Origin of the sequence: Mesorhizobium sp. Root102 (assembly GCF_001425625.1) — a bacterium.
GTDB lineage: Bacteria > Pseudomonadota > Alphaproteobacteria > Rhizobiales > Rhizobiaceae > Mesorhizobium.
Map to the genome: position 1 here is coordinate 142,410 of NZ_LMCP01000002.1, position 18,616 is coordinate 161,025.

Sequence of the window (18,616 nt, forward strand, 5' to 3'; positions counted from 1 at the left end):
CTCTAGAGAAGTTCGCGGGTGAAGCGGTTGCGGACAAGCCGGTAGAAGGGCACAGGACCGCCCGGCCGCAACAGCGGATCATGGGCGAGGCGCTTCTGCAGTTCGTCCAGGATCATTCGGGTGATGTCGGGTATGTCGGCTTCCCTGGCCTTGGCAAGCGGCAGCCAGACCAGCTCTTCAAGCTCGTTGGTCGGGCCACCACCGGGCAGTTCGACCGCGACGTCGTCGCGCCAGGCGCTAAAGAAACGCGTGTCGAAGCGGCGCACCCGATTGGGCGGCGTGATGGCGCGCGCGACGAAGCGCAGCATGTCCAGAGAGGGCTGCACGCCGTGTTCGGCAAAACCTTGCCAATCGGGCCTGACGGTGGCGAAAGCACCTTTGCGGCCGATCAGCAATCCGGCTTCCTCATAGGTCTCGCGAATGGCCGACAAGGCGATGGCACGGGCTCGTGCGGCGCTTGTGCGGCCCGGCCCGGCGATCAGCCTGGCTTCCTGCTCCGGGTGCAATGCGGCGGCGACCGGGATGCGGCTGTCGGCCGGGTCGGTGCGGCCGCCGGGAAAGACGAACTTGCCCGGCATGAATGCGTGGCGGGCATGGCGGCGGCCGATCAGAACCAGCAGGTCATTACCCTTGCGGTCGAGCAGGATGAGGGTTGCCGCGTCGCGCGGGCGAATTGGACGGTCGCTATGAGCGATCATGCTCCGCTCGATCTTGTCGACTTCCGCCTTGGTCATACCGTCCATGCGCAGGACCTAGCGGAAACTTCTGGCAAGCGAAAGTGGCCTTTCACGGTCGGTATGTTGCGCCAGGGCGCATTTTTGGCTGCGACTCAGGCTCCGGGATGCGGCTCGATCACGTCGTGTTCGTCGCCGAAGCCGTGCATATAGAAGGCCCATTGCAGTCCGATGACGGCACCCTTGACCGGTTGCAGCAGAGCGACCGACAGAAGGATGGTCAGCGGCACCCAGATGGCGATGTGTTGCCATGTGGACAGAGTGGATGTCGCCTCGACGCCCATGAAAGCGCCGAGCACGATGTGGCCGACGATGACGATGACGAGATAGGCAGGCAGGTCGTCGGCTCGGTGGTGATGTAGTTCCTCACCGCAGACGCTGCATGTGTCGACGGTCTTGGTGAAGGCGCGAAACAGCTTGCCTTCGCCGCAATGCGGGCAGCGGCCGAGCAGGCCGCGCTTCATCGCCGTCCACAGCGGGCGGGCGGCCCGGCCCGAGTGATGTTCTCCGCCGAAAACCTGTTCTTCAATGGCTGTTGTCATCATCGTCTCCTGCCGCGCGAACCCGGCCGCGATTGCGACGCGCGGGCGCGGCCCTTGGCCTTGTGGAACGACCGCTTGGAGCCCGGCAAGGGCTTCGGGTCGGTCAACATCTCGAAGCGCATCGCGCCAGCCATTGGCGCCACCTCGACGAGTCGAACCTCGACTCGGTCCGCGAGCTGGTAGCCTTTGCCCGAGCGTTCTCCGAACAGGGAGCGCGCCGTTTCGTCGTATATATAGTAATCGCCGTTCAATGTTGACACCGGGATGAAACCATCCGCGCCATACTGCGGCAACTGGACAAATAGTCCTGATTTGGTGACGCCGGAGATGCGGGCGTCGAAACGGTCGTCGATGCGCTCGGCGAGATAGGCGGCGACCAGACGATCGACTGTGTCGCGCTCGGCCGCCATTGCGCGGCGTTCCGTGCCTGAGATCAGCACCGCGACATCTTCGAGCCGTGCCGCTTCGTCCTGTGTCAGCCCGCCTGGACCGAGCCCGAGTGCGGCAATAAGCCCGCGATGCACGATCAAGTCGGCATAGCGGCGGATCGGTGAGGTGAAATGGGCGTATCGCCTGAGGTTGAGACCGAAATGGCCAATGTTCTTGGGCGAGTATTCGGCCTGGCTCTGCGAGCGCAGCACCACTTCGTTGACCAGACCCTCATTGTCGGCGCCGCGCACGCGCTCCAGGATGCCGTTGAACTGGCTCGGCTGCATCTGCGCGCCGCGGGCGAGCGACAGGCCAAGCGTCTGCAGAAACTCGCGCAACGATTCCTGCTTGGCGAGCGAAGGCGCGTCGTGGACGCGGTAGACCAGTTCCTGTTTCTTCGCTTCCAGCGTCTCGGCCGCGGCAACATTGGCCTGGATCATGAATTCTTCGATCAGCTTGTGGGCATCGAGCCGTTCCGGCACGATGACGCGATCGACGGTGCCGTCCGGCTTGAGCAGGATCTTGCGCTCCGGCAGATCGAGCTCGAGCGGCTGGCGGCCATCGCGGCCACGCTTGAGGATCGCATAGGCGTCCCACAGCGGCTTCAGCACCGTGTCGAGGATCGGGCCGGTCTTTTCGTCCGGCACCCCGTCGATCGCCGCCTGCGCCTGGCTATAGGCGAGCTTTGCCGCCGACTTCATCATGACACGATGGAAGGAGTGCCTGAGCTTGCGGCCCTCGGCCGAAAAAACCATGCGCACGGCGAGCGCTGGCCGGTCCTGGCTCTCGCGCAGCGAGCAGAGATCGTTGGAGATGCGCTCTGGCAGCATCGGCACGACGCGATCGGGGAAATAGACCGAATTGCCGCGCTTTAGCGCTTCGCGATCGAGTGCTGTGCCATAGCGGACGTAGGCGGCGACATCGGCGATGGCGACGGTGGCGACCACGCCGCCCGGGTTCTTCTCGTCGAGATCCGGCGTCGCGAAGACGGCGTCGTCATGGTCCTTGGCGTCGGCCGGATCGATGGTGACGAGCGGCAGGTCGCGCCAGTCCTCGCGGTGATCAAGCGTCGCCGGCTTGACTGCTTCGGATTCGGCAATGACGTCGGCCGGAAAGATATGCGGAATGTCATGCGCGTGGATGGCGATCATCGAGACCGCCTTTTCGCTGGTCAGCGAGCCCAGCACGTTGAGCACCTTGGCTCTCGGCAGGCCGTAACGGGAGGCCCGCGCGGGCTCGACCTCGACCAGGTCGCCGTTCTTGGCGCCGTTCTGGAAATCCTTGTCGACGATCAGTTCCGGTTGACGCCGTTCCACCGGTTCGATGCGGAAGGTGCCGTCCTGCAGGATGCGAAAGATACCGAGCACGGCATCGGTGCGCTTCTCGAAGATCTTCATCACCCGCCCGGTGTAGGCGGGGCCAGTCGCTTCGTTGGTCGGAAAGGTCTTGGCCAGCACGCGGTCGCCGATGCCGGGCGCTGGGCCGCTGCCGCCACGCGACACGCGGATCGAGACGACGGGCGGCTCGCCCGTGCCCACGGCCTCGGCCGGGTGCGCCAGCAAAATGCCATCGCCGTCACGGCCAAAGATGTCGAGCACGGCGACATGGGGCAGGGCACCGACGCGGGCCAGCTGCTTGCGCTCCTTAGCCAGGACGCCTTCGTCCTGCAGGTCGCGCAAAATGTCCTTCAGCCAGATGCGGTCGTCGCCGCGCAGCGCGAACGCCTTGGCAATGTCGCGTTTTCCCGCACGATCGGGATTTTCAGCGATGTAGCGCAGGATTTCGTCACGCGAGGGCCGGTAGTCGTCCTTGACCTTGGCCCTGGTGTCGGCGGTGCGCGGATCGCCGTGGCTCCTACCGGTGATCCTGCGCGCCACGCTGTCCTACCCTTTTTTCTTCGCGGCCGGCTTCTTGGCCGCTGGTTTCTTGGCTGCCGTTTTCTTGGTTGATGGGGCCTTGGCCGCTGCTGCCTTGCGGAACGGCTTCTTGCCGCCGCCGCCCTTGGCCTCCTTCTCGGCAATCAGCGCCAGCGCATCCTCGATCGTCACCGACTGTGGATCCCTGCCCTTGGGCAGGGTGGCATTGACCTTGCCGAAATTCACGTAAGGCCCGTATTTGCCGTCGCGCACGACGATCTTGCCGCCGCCGTCGGGATGGTCGCCAAGTTCCTTGAGGGCAGCGGCAGTGCCGCCATTGCGGCCACCCTTGCCCTTCAACTGCTTCTCGGCGATCACCGACACGGCACGGTTGAGGCCGATCGAGAACACATCCTCGATGCTGTCGAGATTGGCATAGGTGCCGTCATGGAGAACGAACGGACCATAGCGGCCGAGCCCGGCCGAGATCATCTTGGCCGTTTCCGGGTGCTGGCCGACATCGCGCGGTAATGACAGCAGCGCCAGCGCCTTCTCGTGGTCAATCGACTCTGCCGTCCAGCCCTTGGGCAGGCTGGAGCGCTTGGCTTCCTTGCCGTCGCCACGCTGCAGATAGGGGCCGAAGCGGCCGCTGCGCAGCGTGATTTCCTCTGACGTGTAGGGATCCTTGCCGATCACCTTGGTGCCGTCCTCGCCGCCGCCATTCTCGCCATTCGGGTTGGCGGCGTCACCGAGCTGGCGGGTGAAGGAGCATTCTGGGTAGTTGGAGCAGCCGACAAAGGCGCCGAACTTGCCGAGCTTCAGCGACAGATTGCCGGTGCCGCATTTCGGGCAGATGCGCGGATTGGAGCCGTCTTCCCGCGTCGGGAACACCAGCGGCGCCAGTTCTTCGTTCAGCGCGTCGAGCACGTCGGTGACGCGCAGTTCCTTGATGTCGGCGACGGCACCGGAAAAATCCTTCCAGAAATCGCGCAGCACGTCCTTCCAGGCGAGCTTGCCGTCCGAGATCTCGTCGAGCTTCTCTTCCAGGGATGCCGTGAAGTCGTACTCGACATAGCGCTTGAAGAAGCTTTCGAGGAAGGCGGACAGCAGCCGGCCCTTGGCCTGCGGCACCAGCCGGCGCTTGTCGATGGTGACATAGTCGCGGTCTTCGAGCGTCTTCAGGATCGCCGTGTATGTAGAAGGCCGGCCGATGCCGAGCTCTTCCAGCTTCTTGATCAGCGAGGCTTCGGAATAGCGCGGCGGCGGTTCGGTGGTGTGCTGGGTCGCGTTGATCGCCTGGCGGGCAAGCTGTTCGCCAGCACGGATCTCGGGCAGACGGCGGTTTTCCTCGTCTTCCGCATCGTCGTCCTTCTGGTCGGTGTAGGCGGCGATGAAGCCGTCGAAGCGAACGACCGAGCCGATGGCACGCAGCTCGGCGGTGCGCGATCCGTTGACCGCCTCGATCTCGGCGGTGGTACGCTCGATCTCGGCGGACTGCATCTGGCTGGCGATGGCGCGCTTCCAGATCAGCTCATAGAGCCGCATCTGGTCGGAATCGAGATATTGCCTGACTGATGCCGGGGTGCGCATGAAATCTGTCGGGCGGATCGCTTCGTGCGCTTCCTGGGCGTTCTTGGCCTTGGCGGTATATTGGCGCGGTTTTTCCGGCAGGTATTTTGCGCCGAATTCCTTGGCGATGGCGTCGCGGGCGGCCGAGATCGCCTCGGGCGCCATCTGCACGCCGTCGGTTCGCATATAGGTAATGAGGCCGGTGGTCTCGCCGCCGATCTCCATGCCTTCATAGAGCCGCTGCGCCACCTGCATGGTGCGGCTGGCCGAGAAGCCAAGGCCCGACGATGCGGCCTGCTGCAGCGTCGAGGTGGTGAAGGGCGGGCCGGGATTGCGCTTGGTCGGCTTGGCTTCGACCGACACCGCCTTGAAGATAGCGCCTTCGAGCATCGACTTGATGTCGTCGGCCTGCGCCTTGTTGGAAATGTCGAGCTTTTGCAGCTTCTTGCGATCGAAGGCGGTCAGCCGCGCTTCGAAATTCTCGTTGCGCGGCGTGCCCAGCAGAGCGGCGATCTGCCAGTATTCCTCGCGGATGAAGCGCTCGATCTCGGATTCGCGGTCGCAGACCAAGCGAAGCGCAACCGATTGGACGCGGCCAGCCGAGCGGGCGCCCGGCAGCTTGCGCCACAGCACCGGCGACAGCGTGAAGCCGACGAGATAATCCAGCGCCCGACGGGCGAGATAGGCATCGACCAGCGGCGCATCGATCTGGCGCGGATTGGCCATTGCCTCCAGCACCGACGATTTGGTGATGGCGTTGAAGACGACGCGGCTGACCGGCTTATCCTTCAGCGCGCGCTTCTGCTTCAGCACTTCCAGCACGTGCCAGGAAATGGCTTCGCCCTCCCGATCCGGATCGGTGGCAAGGATCAGGCCGTCGGCATCCTTGACCGCCTTGGCGATGTCGGCGAGCCGCTTGCCAGAGGCGGTGTCGACCGCCCAGGACATGGCGAAATCCTCATCCGGACGCACCGAGCCATCCTTGGCCGGCAAATCGCGGACATGGCCGAACGAGGCCAGAACCTTGTAGTTCTTGCCGAGGTATTTGTTGATTGTCTTCGCCTTGGCCGGCGATTCGACGACGACGACGTCCATGAGGTCTCATATCAGCTGTGGTGCGCCAGAAGAATTCCGCTGCGCGCGACGAAATCTCGTTCTATTTGTCGCTCACATGGCCGCGCTTTTGCATCCGGTCAAGGGGAAGCGCCCAAATTGCGGGGCGCTGGGCAGCAATACACTCTTAGAGTGTATGGAGAAAATCACAGAATTTTCGGAAAGGGAGATGGTGGGCCCGAGTCAGCGGGAAACGGCCCGATTGATTTTTCCGCCGAGTCGCTGAAATGTTGCCAGAGCAGGAACGGGCGATACCATAACAGGCTGGTCGACACTGGCCGCCGGCTGCATGGAGATGCGCGGCGACCAGCCCTTGTCCCGTCAGTGGGCGGGGTTCGAATTGAGGGCCTAGTTGGCCTTGACGACGTGCCAGACGTCGGCAACGCCGTCGCCGCTCATGTCACCGGCCTTCTTGTCCTTGATGAAGGTGTAGACCGGCTTGCCATCATAGGCCCACATCTTGGTGCCGTCTGTGCGGTCGACAACGCTCCATTCGTCATCTCCCTTGGCGCCGGCCTCGGCTTTCAGCGGCGGCCAGTTGGTGGCGCATTTGTCGTAGCAATTGGTCTTGCCCTTCTCGTCCTTGTCATAGGTATAAAGCGTCATGCCGTTGGCATCGGTGTAGATTTTGGTCCCATTGACCTCGGCTTCCTTCCACGCGTCGGCGGCGAAGGATGCGGCGGTGCTGAGCAAAAGCGCTGCAAGCCCTACGGTTATGGTTTTCATGGAAATCTCCCTGACTGATATCTGGAGACACGCGGGAAATCGCGGCCTCACAGCGTCAACGCGTGCGGGCCGCCGTTTCTTCCCGGCAAGTGCTTCTGGCAAGCGATGATCTTGCCAACACAATGGTGATTGGTGGACAAGGCTGCGCGTCGCTATATCGGCGTTACGGCATTGGAGTTCTTGGAAATGGCATTGGACATCGGCTATGTCAGCGCGGTCGGGGCGGGGGCCATCTCGTTCCTGTCGCCTTGCGTGCTGCCGCTGGTGCCGCCCTATCTCTGCTATATGGCTGGCGTCTCGGTCGACGATTTTCGCGGCGATGCGGGCGTAACGGCTCGGGAAGGCACGCGCGGCGCGCTGCTCTATTCATCGGTCGCCTTCGTGCTCGGCTTCTCGACCGTGTTCGTGGCGCTCGGCGCCGGCGCCTCGACCATCGGGCATTGGCTACGCGTCTGGCAGGAGCCGCTGGCGATGGCTGCCGGCGTGCTCATCATCCTGATGGGCCTGAATTTCCTCGGCATCCTGCGCATTCCGCTGCTGTCGCGCGAGGCGCGCTTCCAATCGCAAGGAAAGCCGGCAAATGCCCTTGCCGCCTACGTCATGGGACTGGCCTTCGCCTTCGGCTGGACGCCCTGCATCGGCCCGGTGCTGGGGCCGATCCTGACGCTGGCCGGCGGCCGCGAGACGGTGGGCGAGGGCGCGCTGCTGCTTGCCGCCTATTCGCTTGGGCTGGGCATCCCATTCCTGATCGCGGCGCTGTTTTCCGGCGCCTTCATGCGCTTCCTCGGCAAGTTCCGCGTCCATCTCGGCCGCGTCGAAAAAGCGATCGGCGCGCTGCTGGTGGTGGCCGGCGTGTTTTTCCTCACCGGTGGCGTGCAGACGGTGTCCTACTGGCTGCTGGAGAACTTCCCGGCGCTGGGAAGGTTGGGGTAGCTTGATTCTGGTCTTACCAGTGATGGTCGCGGTATTACTCCCGCCGTCCCATAGGAGCGAATACGAACAGGGACCCAAGTCCGCCGATCAAGGCAAATATGGGGACAATAATAAAAGACTTTTCTAGAAACCCTGAAACGTCTGATTCTACTGTCAAAATACTGATCAGAATAATACCTGCTACACCGCCAATGATTGCTCCTATGGAGAAGACAATCAAGGCGATAAGAATTTTATATAAGATTCTCATTCGGCTATTTTTTCAAAATTGGGGTTTTCCAATAACAATACCGACGGAGTATTTATTTTGAATGAAGTATTATGGCCATCACACTTCGCTCCAGCCCGGGTCGCCGATCTCACCGGAATTTAACCGCATTGGTGCAGCATGGCGCTGGTGCTAGATAAGTTTGATTCCTGATCCCTTTCATACGGTTGCCATCCCATGAACCAGAGAACCTGCCTGTCCGTCATCCTCGCCGCCGGCGAAGGCACGCGCATGAAGAGCGTGCTGCCGAAGGTGCTGCACCAGATCGCCGGCCTGCCGATGGTCGCCCATGTGGTGAAGGCAGCCGAAGCCGCCGGCGCCGGCAGCCAGGCGCTGGTGATTGGCCATGGCGCGGACGAGATGCGCAAGGCAGCGGCAAAATTCGCTCCAAAGGCGGAGACCTTCGTGCAGGAAAAACGCCTTGGCACAGCTCATGCCGTTTTGGCCGCGCGCGATGCAATATCAAAGGGCTATGACGATATCCTTGTGATGTTCGGCGATACGCCGCTGATCGACGCGGATGCGCTGACCGTGGCACGGCTGAAACTGGCTGAAGGTGCGGCTGTCGTGGTCATCGGCTTCCGCCCGCCCAATCCAACCGGTTATGGAAGGCTGATCGAGAAGGACGGCAAGCTGGTCGCCATCCGCGAGGAGAAGGACTGTTCCGAGGAGGAAAGGAAGATCGGCTTCTGCAATGCCGGCATGATGGCTGTGACCGGTGCCCACGCGCTTAAGCTGCTCGACGCGGTCGGCAACAAGAATGCCAAGGGCGAGTATTACCTCACCGACATCGTCGAGATCGCCGGCGGTCATAGCCTCGATGTGGTTGCGACCGAAGCCAGCTTTGAAAATGCACTCGGCATCAACAACCGCGCCGAACTGGCGCAAGCCGAGGGCATCTGGCAGGCGCGCCGGCGTCACGAAGTGATGCTATCGGGTGTAACGCTGATCGCGCCGGAGAGCGTGTATTTCTCGCACGACACCGAGATCGGCGCTGATACGATCGTCGAGCCCAATGTCTGGTTTGGTCCAGGTGTGAAAATCGCCACGGGCGCCAAGATCCATGCCTTCAGCCATATCGAAGGCGCCACCATTGCGTCCAATTGCGATGTCGGACCGTTCGCACGGCTGCGGCCGGGTGCCGATCTCAAGCAGAAGGCCAAGGTCGGCAATTTCTGTGAGGTCAAACAGGCCGTTATCGAGGAGGGCGCCAAGGTCAACCATTTGACCTATATCGGCGACGCCCGCGTCGGCGCGGGCGCCAACATCGGCGCCGGCACCATCACCTGCAATTATGACGGCTATTCGAAATTCTTCACCGACATCGGTGAGGGCGCCTTTGTCGGCTCGAATTCCTCGCTGGTGGCGCCAGTCACCATCGGTAAGGGCGGCTACATAGCCTCGGGCAGCGTGATCACCGAAAGCGTGCCCGACGAAGCGCTGGCGTTTGGACGTGCTCGCCAGAAGACCATCCCCGGCAAAGGCAAGGAATTGCGCGAACGGTTCGCTTCGGCCGCGGCTGCGAAGAAAAAGTAAAACCGGCCCGCAAAGAACCGAACGATTGCAGTAACCGGATTGCAAGAGCGGTCTGTCATGGTGCATCGACAGGAATGAGGTTCCGTTACACGGGACGAAATGCAATGTGACTTTCGCGGCAGGCCGGCCATCCTTAAATAGCGCTGGTTTTCCACGAGGAATCGGGGGCTGTCCGCATGTGCGGTATCGTTGGAATCGTCGGGCACTCGCAGGTTGCGCCGCTCATCGTCGATGCGCTGAAGCGGTTGGAATATCGCGGCTATGACTCGGCCGGTGTTGCCACCATCGATCATGGTGAGCTTGGCCGCCGCCGCGCCGAAGGCAAGCTGGTCAACCTCGAACGCTTGCTGAAAAGCGCGCCGCTCGACGGCATGATCGGCATCGGTCACACACGCTGGGCGACGCATGGCGTGCCCAACGAGACCAATGCGCATCCGCATTTTTCCGACGGCGTCGCCATCGTCCACAACGGCATCATCGAGAATTTCGCCGAACTGCGCGACGAGCTGATCCGCGACGGCTATTCATTCTCGTCGCAGACCGACACCGAGGTCGTCGCGCATCTGGTGGCGCGCGAACTGGCCAGGGGGTTGAAGCCGGTGGAGGCCGCGCACCAGGCGCTAAAGCGGCTGGAAGGCGCTTTCGCGCTGGCGATCATGTTCAAGGGCGACGAGGACCTGATCGTCGGCGCCCGCAATGGCCCGCCTTTGGCCGTCGGCCATGGCGATGGCGAGATGTTCCTGGGCTCCGACGCCATCGCGCTCGCCCCGTTCACCAATTCGATCACCTATCTGGAAGATGGCGACTGGGCGGTGGTGCGCCGCAACGGTGTTGAGATATTCGATATCGATGGCAAAAAGGTCGACCGCAAACGCCAGCAGTCGCTGTCGACCAGCTTCATGGTCGACAAGGGCAACCGGCGCCATTTCATGGAAAAGGAAATCCATGAGCAGCCCGAGGTGATCTCGCACACGCTGGCGAATTATCTGGATTTTGTCGGCGGCGTGTCCAAGCCGCTCGACCTGCCTTTCGATTTCGCCAAGATCGACCGGCTGGCGATTTCGGCCTGTGGCACCGCCTATCTGGCCGGCCTGATCGGCAAATACTGGTTCGAGCGCTATGCGCGGCTGCCGGTCGACATCGATGTCGCCTCCGAATTCCGCTACCGCGAGATGCCGCTGTCGGCGAAGGATGCTGCTTTCTTCATCTCGCAATCGGGCGAGACGGCCGACACGCTGGCGTCGCTGCGCTACTGCCGCAAGGCGGGAATGAAGATCGGCGCGATCGTCAACGTGCGCGAATCGACCATGGCGCGCGAATCCGACGTGGTGCTGCCGACACTGGCCGGGCCGGAAATCGGCGTCGCCTCCACCAAGGCGTTCACCTGCCAGCTGTCCGTCCTGGCTTCGCTAGCCGTGCGGGCTGGCGTGGCGCGGGGTACGATCTCGAAAGAACAAGAGAAGGCCTTGGTGCGCGCGCTTTCGGAAGCGCCGCGCTATGCCAACCAGGTCCTTAAGCTCGAAGAGCAGATCGAACGGATCGCGCGCGAACTCTCGCGCTACAAGGACGTGCTCTATCTCGGCCGCGACACCAATTTCCCGCTGGCCATGGAAGGCGCGTTGAAGCTCAAGGAAATCTCCTATATCCACGCCGAGGGCTATGCCGCGGGCGAGCTGAAGCATGGCCCGATCGCACTGATCGACGAGAACATGCCGGTCATTGTCATCGCGCCGCACGACCGCATTTTCGAAAAGACCGTGTCGAACATGCAGGAAGTGGCGGCGCGCGGCGGCAAGATCATCCTGATCACCGACAGTAAGGGTGCGGCGCTGACCAGCGTGAAGACGATGGAAACGATCGTGCTGCCCGACGTGCCGGAGATCATCTCGCCGATCATCTACGCATTGCCGATCCAGATGCTCGCCTATTTCACCGCTGTGTTCATGGGCACCGACGTTGACCAGCCGCGCAATCTGGCGAAATCGGTGACCGTGGAGTAGGCGCTTTTTAACAGACGTCTTTAAAAACTTCGCAGTTCCAATGCGCCCTCTGGTTCATTATGTTGCGGTGCAATCCGCGCCCTCGGTGAACCATGTCCGATGCTCCCAAGACCTCCGGCATGACCCGGCTGAGGAACTATTTCCTCACAGGCTTCGTCGTCTGCGCGCCTCTGGCGATCACCGCCTATATTGCCTGGTCGTTCATCGGCTGGGTCGATTCCTGGGTGAAACCCTATATTCCAGCCCGTTACAGCCCGGACACCTACCTGCCGTTTCCGGTCCCAGGGTTCGGACTGATCGTGGCGCTCATCCTGATCACGCTGATCGGTTTCCTGACGGCCAACATCGTCGGCCGCGCCATCGTCAATTTCGGCGAGCGACTGCTTGGCCGCATGCCGCTGGTGCGCGGCATCTATGGCTCGCTGAAGCAGATTTTCGAGACCGTGTTGTCGAACAAGGGCGACATGTTCCGCCAGGTCGGGCTGGTCGAATATCCGCGCAAGGGCGTGTGGTCGCTGGTGTTTGTCGCCAGTGAGAAGGAAACCGAGATCAACCAGAAGCTCGATCAGGAAGGCGATCCGCTGATTGCCGTCTTTATGCCGTGCACGCCGAATCCAACGACCGGCTTTCTGATGTATGTGCCGAAGTCGGACATCGTGCCGCTCGACATGACGATCGAGGACGGCGCCAAGCTGATCGTCTCGGCCGGACTGGTGGCGCCCGAGGTCAAGCAGATGGTTGTCGTGAACGGCGAGCCGATCGAGGGAATGTTGGCCAATCCGTCGGTTGCCGCCCTGGCTCAGCCGGCGCGCAAGAGCCGCACTGCTTCGTCGCGCCCGAACAAGTAAAGCAGCAGACGCAACGCCTCGCCACGCTCGGATTGCAGCTCCGGATCGCGTGACAGGACCAGCCTGGCATCGTCGCGGGCGGCCTCCAGAAGGTCGGCATGTGCCTCGATGCGCGCCACCTGGAAACCTGGCGTGCCGGACTGGCGGGTGCCCAGCAATTCGCCTTCACCACGCAGCTTCAGATCCTCTTCGGCGATCAGGAAGCCGTCCTCGGTCTCGCGCATCACCGACAGCCGGCGTTTCGCGGTCTCGCCGAGCGGGTCCTTGTAGAGCAGCACGCAGGAGGACTTGCTGTCACCGCGCCCGACCCGCCCGCGCAACTGGTGCAATTGGGCGAGGCCGAAGCGCTCGGCATGCTCGATGACCATGACGGTCGCGTCCGGCACGTCGACACCGACCTCGATGACCGTGGTGGCGATCAGGATGCGTGTCTCGCCCTGCTTGAAGGCGCGCATCGCTTCGTCCTTCTCGGCGCCCTTCATGCGGCCATGGACGAGGCCGATGCGGTCGCCGAACAGTGGTTTCAGCGAGGCAAAACGGTCCTCGGCCGACATCAGCTTGATTTCTTCGGATTCCTCGACCAGCGGACAGATCCAGTAGATCTTCTGGCCGCCGGCGACGGCATCGACCATGCGGCCGACCAGTTCGTCCAGCCGCTCGAGGGGCAGCGTGACGGTGCGGATCGGCTGGCGGCCGGCCGGCTTTTCCGTCAGCTTCGACACATCCATGTCGCCGAAGGCGGTCAGCACCAGCGTGCGCGGGATGGGAGTGGCGGTCATCACCAGCATGTCGGGCGCGTCGCCCTTGGCGGTGATGGCAAGCCGCTGGTGGACGCCGAAGCGGTGCTGCTCGTCGATGACGGCGAAGACCAGGTCGTGGAAGGTGACCGTGTCCTGGAACAGCGCGTGGGTGCCGACGACGATGTCGATCTCGCCGCTCGCCAGACCGGCCAGCGTGTCAGTGCGCTCGCGGCCCTTTTCGCGGCCGGTGAGGATAGCGATGCGCAGCCCGACCTTGGCGGCAAGCGGCGCGATGGTCGCCAGATGCTGGCGTGCGAGAATCTCGGTCGGTGCCATCAAGGCGGCCTGGCCGCCGGCCTCGACGGCGCGCGCCATGGCCAGCAGCGCCACCACCGTCTTGCCGGAACCGACATCGCCCTGAAGAAGCCGCAGCATGCGTTCGGGATCGGCGAGGTCGGCGTTGATTTCGGCCAGCGCGAACTCCTGGCTTGATGTCAGCGAATAGGGCAGTGCGGCGCGCAATTTTTCAACGATGCTGCCGTCGCCGACCAGGGGACGCCCGGACAGGCGGCGGACTTTTGCCCGCACCAGCGCCAGCGAGACCTGGCCCGCCAGTAACTCGTCATAGGCGAGCCGTCGCCACGCGGCGCCGTCGACGGAGACGTCGATCGGGTCGGCCGGATTGTGGATGCGGGCGAGCGCATCGCCAAAGGCCGCAAAAGTGTGCCGGCGCATGAAGGCGCTGTCCTGCCATTCGGGAAATTCAGGCACGCGTGCGAGCGCCTGGCCGATCGCCCGGCGCAGCACCTTGCCCGAGAGCCCTGCGGTGAGCGGATAGACCGGTTCGACCAACGGCAGGTTCTCCGCCTCGCTGGCGAGCGCGATATGGTCGGGGTGGACCATGCTCGGGCGGCCGTTGAACCATTCCATGCGGCCGGAGACCACTACATGCTCGCCCTCGGGCATCGCCTTTTCGAGATAGGAAGCGTGAGCATGGAAGAAGGTCAGCGCGATCTCGCCTGTGTCGTCATGGGCGAAGACCCTGTAGGGCACCGACCTGTTGCCGCGCGGCGGCGGCTGGTGGCGGTCGATGCGCACGTCGAGCGTGACGATCTGGCCTTCCGCGGACCCTGCGATACCCGGCCGGCTGCGGCGGTCGATGACGGTGTGCGGCAGGACGAACAGAAGGTCGCCCGCGCGGGCGACGCGATCACCCAGATCGGCCGGGACAACCTTTTCGATCAGGGCGCCGACCTTCGGTCCGACGCCGGCAAGCGAGGTGATCGGAACAAACAGCGGATCGAGGATGGAAGGACGCATGATGTCAGCTTATGTCGCGACGGCTACAGCGCAAGGCTGACAGCACCTTCTATCCACGCTATATGCGCCGCAGCAAGTGAGGATGCGGCACAATGACCGGAACGACGAGATCAAGCGAGGGGCTGGACGCTCGCCGCCGCAAGCTTCTGTTTCGCTCCTGGCATCGCGGCATGCGCGAGATGGACCTTATCCTCGGCACTTTCGCCGACGCTGAGATCGGCGCCTTGACCGGCGAGGAAATCGACCAATATGAGAGGCTCCTCGACATTCCCGACACCGAATTCCTGCCCATGGTTACCGGCGAACGCCCGGTCCCGGCGGATATAGATTGTGCCGTCCTGCAAAAGATCCTGGCTTTCCGCCATTCCATGACATTTTGAGCGACCTGATTTCATGAGCCTCATTCCCATCATCGGCCTGCCGAAAGGCCGTGCCGGCCAGTTCATCGTCGACGGCGTCGCCGACGGCTACGAGGCCTTTGCGCTGGTGCAGGCGGCACTCGAAATCGCGCCCGACAAGCCGGTTCTGTTCGTCGCACGCGACGGCCAGCGGCTGCCGGCGATCATCGAGGCGCTGGCCTTCGCAGCGCCCGGCCTGCCGGTGCTGGAATTGCCGGCCTGGGATTGCTTGCCCTACGACCGCGTCTCGCCCGGTTCGGATGCCGCCGCCAAGCGCCTCGATGCGCTGACGGCCATGATCGCGCTGGCGAAGAAACCGCACCGTGCCGTCATCCTCACCACCGCCAATGCGCTGCTGCAGCGCATTCCGCCGGCAGAGCTGGTCGAGGCACAGACGTTCCGCGCCAAACCAGGCAACCAGATCGACATGAATGCGCTGGTGTCGCGGCTGGAAACGTCCGGTTTCGAGCGCGTACCAACCGTGCGCGGTATCGGCGAGTTTGCCGTCCGTGGCGGCATTCTCGACCTGTTCGCGCCCGGCTGGACCGAGGCGCTCAGGCTCGACTTCTTCGGCGACACGCTGGAATCGATTCGTGTCTTCGATGCCGCCACCCAGCGCACCACCGGCCAACGCAAGTCGATGGCGCTGCAGGCGATGAGTGAAGTGGCGCTGACGCCGGAAACCATCAGCCGTTTCCGCCGCTCCTATATCGAAGCCTTCGGCGCACCGCAGCGCGATGACGGGCTCTATGCAGCGGTCAGTGAGGGCAGGCGCTTCGCCGGCATGGAACACTGGCTGCCGTTTTTCTACGAGCGGCTGGAGACCGTGTTCGACTATCTGCCCGACACGCCTGTTGTCTTCGATCATCTGGCGCATGAGGCGCTGGCCGAACGCCACACGCTGATTCTCGACCACTACGAGGCGCGCAGGAAGCAGGCCGACGGCGCCCTGAAGGATGCGGTGCCCTACAAGCCGGTGCCGCCGGACCTGCTCTATCTCTCGCCGGAAAACCTGATCGCTTCGCTTGGACCGCGCGAAGCGATCGATTTCACGCCTTTCGACGCGCCCGACGCCGGCTCGAAAAAGGTCTACCACGCCGGTTCGCGCCATGGCCGCAGCTTCGTCGAGGAGCGCGCCGATCCGAACGTCAATGTCTTCGATATCGTCGTCAGGCACATCGCCGACGAGCGCGCGGCGCGCCGCCGCATTGTCATTGCCGGCTGGACGGAAGGCTCGCTCGACCGGCTTGGCCAGATCCTTGCCGAACACCATCTCGGCAACCTCAAGCAGGTTGCAACGCTGGCGGAGGCCGAAAAGCTCGAACCGGGGCAGGCGGCCTTGGCCGTGCTGCCGCTGGAATCCGGCTTCGAGACCGAAAAACTGGTCGTCGTTGCCGAACAGGACATTCTCGGCGACCGTCTGATCCGACGCTCGAAGCGCAAGAAGCGTCCCTCGGATTTCATTGCCGAGGCCTCGGCACTATCGGCCGGCGACATTGTCGTCCACGCCGACCACGGCATTGGCCGTTTCATCGGCCTGCGGACCATCGAAGCGGTCGGCGCGCCGCATGATTGCCTGGAAATCCACTATGCCGGTGACGACCGGCTGTTCCTGCCGGTCGAGAACATCGAGCTGCTGTCGCGCTATGGTTCCGACACAGCCGAGGCGACGCTGGACAAGCTTGGCGGCGGCGCCTGGCAATCGCGCAAGGCGCGGCTGAAGAAACGCCTGCTCGACATGGCCGGGCAGCTGATCCGCATCGCCGCCGAGCGGCAGATGCGCTCCGCACCGCCACTGGTGCCGGCCGAAGGTCTCTATGGCGAGTTCGCCGCCCGCTTCCCGTATGAAGAGACCGACGACCAGCAGACCGCGATCGACTCGGTCCGGGACGATCTTGCCGCCGGCAAGCCGATGGACCGGCTGATCTGCGGCGATGTCGGCTTCGGCAAGACCGAAGTGGCGCTTCGTGCGGCCTTCATCGCGGCGATGGAAGGCTTTCAGGTAGCGGTTGTGGTGCCGACGACGCTGTTGTCGCGCCAGCATTTCAAGACCTTTTCGCAGCGTTTCTCGGGCCTTCCCATCCGCGTTGCCCAGGCCTCGAGGCTGGTCGGCGCCAAGGAGTTGGCGGAAACCAAGAAGGGCATCGCCGAGGGCCAAGTCGACATCGTCATTGGCACCCATGCGCTGCTCGGTTCCGCGATCTCGTTCAAGAACCTCGGCCTGCTGATCATCGACGAGGAGCAGCATTTTGGCGTCAAGCACAAGGAGCGGCTGAAGGACCTGAAAACCGATGTGCACGTACTGACGCTGTCGGCGACGCCGATCCCGCGTACACTGCAACTGGCGTTGACCGGCGTGCGCGAACTGTCGCTGATCGCCACGCCGCCGGTAGACCGCATGGCGGTGCGTACCTTCATATCGCCCTTCGATCCCTTGGTCATCCGCGAGACTCTGCTGCGAGAACGCTATCGTGGCGGGCATTCCTTCTACGTCGTTCCTCGCATCAGCGATCTGGCGGAAATCCATGATTTCCTGAGAGAATCCGTACCTGAGCTGAAGGTGGCGGTGGCCCATGGCCAGATGCCGCCGGGCGAACTCGACGACATCATGAATGCCTTCTACGACGGCCAGTACGATGTGCTGCTGTCAACGACCATCGTCGAATCCGGCCTCGATATCCCGACCGCCAACACGCTGATCATCCATCGCGCCGACATGTTCGGCCTGTCACAGCTCTACCAGTTGCGCGGCCGCGTTGGCCGCTCGAAGGTGCGCGCCTATGCGCTGTTCACGCTGCCGGCGAACCGCAAGCTCACCGACACCGCCGAGCGCCGGCTGAAGGTGCTGCAGTCGCTCGACACGCTGGGCGCCGGCTTCCAGCTGGCCAGCCACGACCTCGATATCAGAGGCGCCGGCAATCTTCTCGGCGAAGAGCAGTCCGGCCACATCAAGGAGGTCGGTTTCGAACTCTACCAGCAGATGCTGGAAGAGGCTGTCGCCGAGGTGAAGGATTCCGGCGAAGTGCAGGATGGCGGCTGGTCGCCGCAGATCGCCGTCGGCACGGCGGTGATGATCCCGGAGGGCTATGTGCCGGACCTGCAGCTCAGGCTGGCGCTTTATCGCCGTCTAGGCGATCTCGAAAACACCGAGGAAATCGATGCTTTCGGCGCCGAGCTGATCGACCGCTTCGGCCCGCTGCCGGAGGAGGTCAAGCATCTGTTGAAGATTGTCTTCATCAAGGCGCTCTGCCGCAAGGCCAATGTCGAGAAGCTCGACGCCGGGCCGAAGGGCGTCGTCATCCACTTCCGCAAGCGCGAATTCTCCAATCCGGTCGGGCTGGTCCGGTTCATCGGCGACCAGGGCTCGCTGGCCAAAATCCGGCCGGACCACAGCGTCGTGTTCGTGCGCGACTGGCCGACGGCCGAGAAGCGGCTGGCGGGCTCCGCGATCGTCATGACCCAGCTGGCGCGGCTGGTGGAGAAGGCGGCATAAGCGCAGTCGGCGAATTCGCCAGCGCTTGAATTCCCGTCTAGAATAGGAAATCGGCTTCGTGTATGGAGCCGCGATCCCCATACGGGGCGGGAATGGCGGAGTATAGGCCGC

The 18,616-nt window shown here is 63.1% G+C and carries 12 protein-coding genes; 6 read left to right on the top strand and 6 right to left on the bottom strand.

What is annotated here, in order from left to right; genetic code table 11:
* Positions 1–2: 2 nt before the first annotated feature.
* The 5 genes from ASD12_RS04110 to ASD12_RS04130 all read right to left on the bottom strand — a co-directional run bounded on the left by ASD12_RS04110 (position 3) and on the right by ASD12_RS04130 (position 6,969).
* On the bottom strand, positions 3–743 hold the full coding sequence (locus ASD12_RS04110) for an NUDIX hydrolase (protein ID WP_056582178.1): 741 nt from the start codon (positions 741–743) through the stop codon (positions 3–5).
* Between the two features lie 86 nt (positions 744–829).
* Positions 830–1,276 carry a DUF983 domain-containing protein gene (locus ASD12_RS04115; RefSeq protein WP_056582180.1) on the bottom strand — a complete coding sequence of 149 codons (447 nt, stop codon included), beginning with the start codon at positions 1,274–1,276 and terminating at the stop codon, positions 830–832.
* The gene (gene rnr, locus ASD12_RS04120) at positions 1,276–3,582 is read right to left on the bottom strand and encodes a ribonuclease R (protein ID WP_056582182.1); all 2,307 of its coding nucleotides are present in this window, start codon (positions 3,580–3,582) and stop codon (positions 1,276–1,278) included. Before rnr ends, ASD12_RS04115 begins: the two co-directional genes overlap by 1 nt.
* Positions 3,583–3,588: 6 nt before the next feature.
* Positions 3,589–6,225, bottom strand: a complete 2,637-nt coding sequence (gene topA / locus ASD12_RS04125; protein ID WP_056582185.1) for a type I DNA topoisomerase — start codon at positions 6,223–6,225, stop codon at positions 3,589–3,591.
* Between the two features lie 366 nt (positions 6,226–6,591).
* Positions 6,592–6,969: a hypothetical protein gene (locus ASD12_RS04130; protein WP_056582187.1), complete on the bottom strand. Its 378-nt coding sequence runs from the start codon at positions 6,967–6,969 to the stop codon at positions 6,592–6,594.
* A 186-nt stretch (positions 6,970–7,155) separates the two neighbouring features.
* On the opposite strand from ASD12_RS04130, the gene ASD12_RS04135 reads away from it, so the two are divergent.
* The 4 genes from ASD12_RS04135 (at position 7,156) to ASD12_RS04155 (ending at position 12,554) form a co-directional block, all read left to right on the top strand.
* Complete coding sequence (locus ASD12_RS04135) at positions 7,156–7,902, top strand: cytochrome c biogenesis CcdA family protein (protein ID WP_056582397.1); 747 nt, start codon at positions 7,156–7,158, stop codon at positions 7,900–7,902.
* 445 nt (positions 7,903–8,347) lie between these two features.
* Positions 8,348–9,706: a bifunctional UDP-N-acetylglucosamine diphosphorylase/glucosamine-1-phosphate N-acetyltransferase GlmU gene (gene glmU, locus ASD12_RS04145; RefSeq protein ID WP_056582190.1), complete on the top strand. Its 1,359-nt coding sequence runs from the start codon at positions 8,348–8,350 to the stop codon at positions 9,704–9,706.
* A gap of 176 nt (positions 9,707–9,882) precedes the next feature.
* Positions 9,883–11,706, top strand: coding sequence for a glutamine--fructose-6-phosphate transaminase (isomerizing) (glmS, locus tag ASD12_RS04150; RefSeq protein ID WP_056582193.1), 1,824 nt, complete (start codon positions 9,883–9,885; stop codon positions 11,704–11,706).
* 92 nt (positions 11,707–11,798) lie between these two features.
* Positions 11,799–12,554: a DUF502 domain-containing protein gene (locus ASD12_RS04155; protein ID WP_056582195.1), complete on the top strand. Its 756-nt coding sequence runs from the start codon at positions 11,799–11,801 to the stop codon at positions 12,552–12,554.
* Here the strand turns inward: ASD12_RS04155 and recG are convergent.
* On the bottom strand, positions 12,506–14,614 hold the full coding sequence (gene recG / locus ASD12_RS04160; RefSeq protein ID WP_056582197.1) for an ATP-dependent DNA helicase RecG: 2,109 nt from the start codon (positions 14,612–14,614) through the stop codon (positions 12,506–12,508). The genes ASD12_RS04155 and recG overlap by 49 nt on opposite strands.
* A gap of 92 nt (positions 14,615–14,706) precedes the next feature.
* Here recG and ASD12_RS04165 point away from each other — a divergent pair, with 92 nt between their 5' ends.
* Positions 14,707–14,994 carry a succinate dehydrogenase assembly factor 2 gene (locus tag ASD12_RS04165; RefSeq protein ID WP_056582203.1) on the top strand — a complete coding sequence of 96 codons (288 nt, stop codon included), beginning with the start codon at positions 14,707–14,709 and terminating at the stop codon, positions 14,992–14,994.
* 13 nt (positions 14,995–15,007) lie between these two features.
* Positions 15,008–18,505 carry a transcription-repair coupling factor gene (gene mfd / locus ASD12_RS04170; protein ID WP_056582205.1) on the top strand — a complete coding sequence of 1,166 codons (3,498 nt, stop codon included), beginning with the start codon at positions 15,008–15,010 and terminating at the stop codon, positions 18,503–18,505.
* The last annotated feature ends 111 nt before the right edge of the window (positions 18,506–18,616 follow it).

Excerpts from the sequence above, each read along its gene's own strand:
- recG (WP_056582197.1), bottom strand. The coding sequence starts at position 14,614 with ATGCGTCCTTCCATCCTCGATCCGCTGTTTGTTCCGATCACCTCGCTT.
- glmU (WP_056582190.1), top strand. The coding sequence starts at position 8,348 with ATGAACCAGAGAACCTGCCTGTCCGTCATCCTCGCCGCCGGCGAAGGC.
- ASD12_RS04110 (WP_056582178.1), bottom strand. The coding sequence starts at position 743 with ATGGACGGTATGACCAAGGCGGAAGTCGACAAGATCGAGCGGAGCATG.
- ASD12_RS04165 (WP_056582203.1), top strand. The coding sequence starts at position 14,707 with ATGACCGGAACGACGAGATCAAGCGAGGGGCTGGACGCTCGCCGCCGC.
- topA (WP_056582185.1), bottom strand. The coding sequence starts at position 6,225 with ATGGACGTCGTCGTCGTCGAATCGCCGGCCAAGGCGAAGACAATCAAC.
- glmS (WP_056582193.1), top strand. The coding sequence starts at position 9,883 with ATGTGCGGTATCGTTGGAATCGTCGGGCACTCGCAGGTTGCGCCGCTC.
- ASD12_RS04135 (WP_056582397.1), top strand. The coding sequence starts at position 7,156 with ATGGCATTGGACATCGGCTATGTCAGCGCGGTCGGGGCGGGGGCCATC.
- ASD12_RS04155 (WP_056582195.1), top strand. The coding sequence starts at position 11,799 with ATGTCCGATGCTCCCAAGACCTCCGGCATGACCCGGCTGAGGAACTAT.
- ASD12_RS04115 (WP_056582180.1), bottom strand. The coding sequence starts at position 1,276 with ATGACAACAGCCATTGAAGAACAGGTTTTCGGCGGAGAACATCACTCG.
- ASD12_RS04130 (WP_056582187.1), bottom strand. The coding sequence starts at position 6,969 with ATGAAAACCATAACCGTAGGGCTTGCAGCGCTTTTGCTCAGCACCGCC.
- mfd (WP_056582205.1), top strand. The coding sequence starts at position 15,008 with ATGAGCCTCATTCCCATCATCGGCCTGCCGAAAGGCCGTGCCGGCCAG.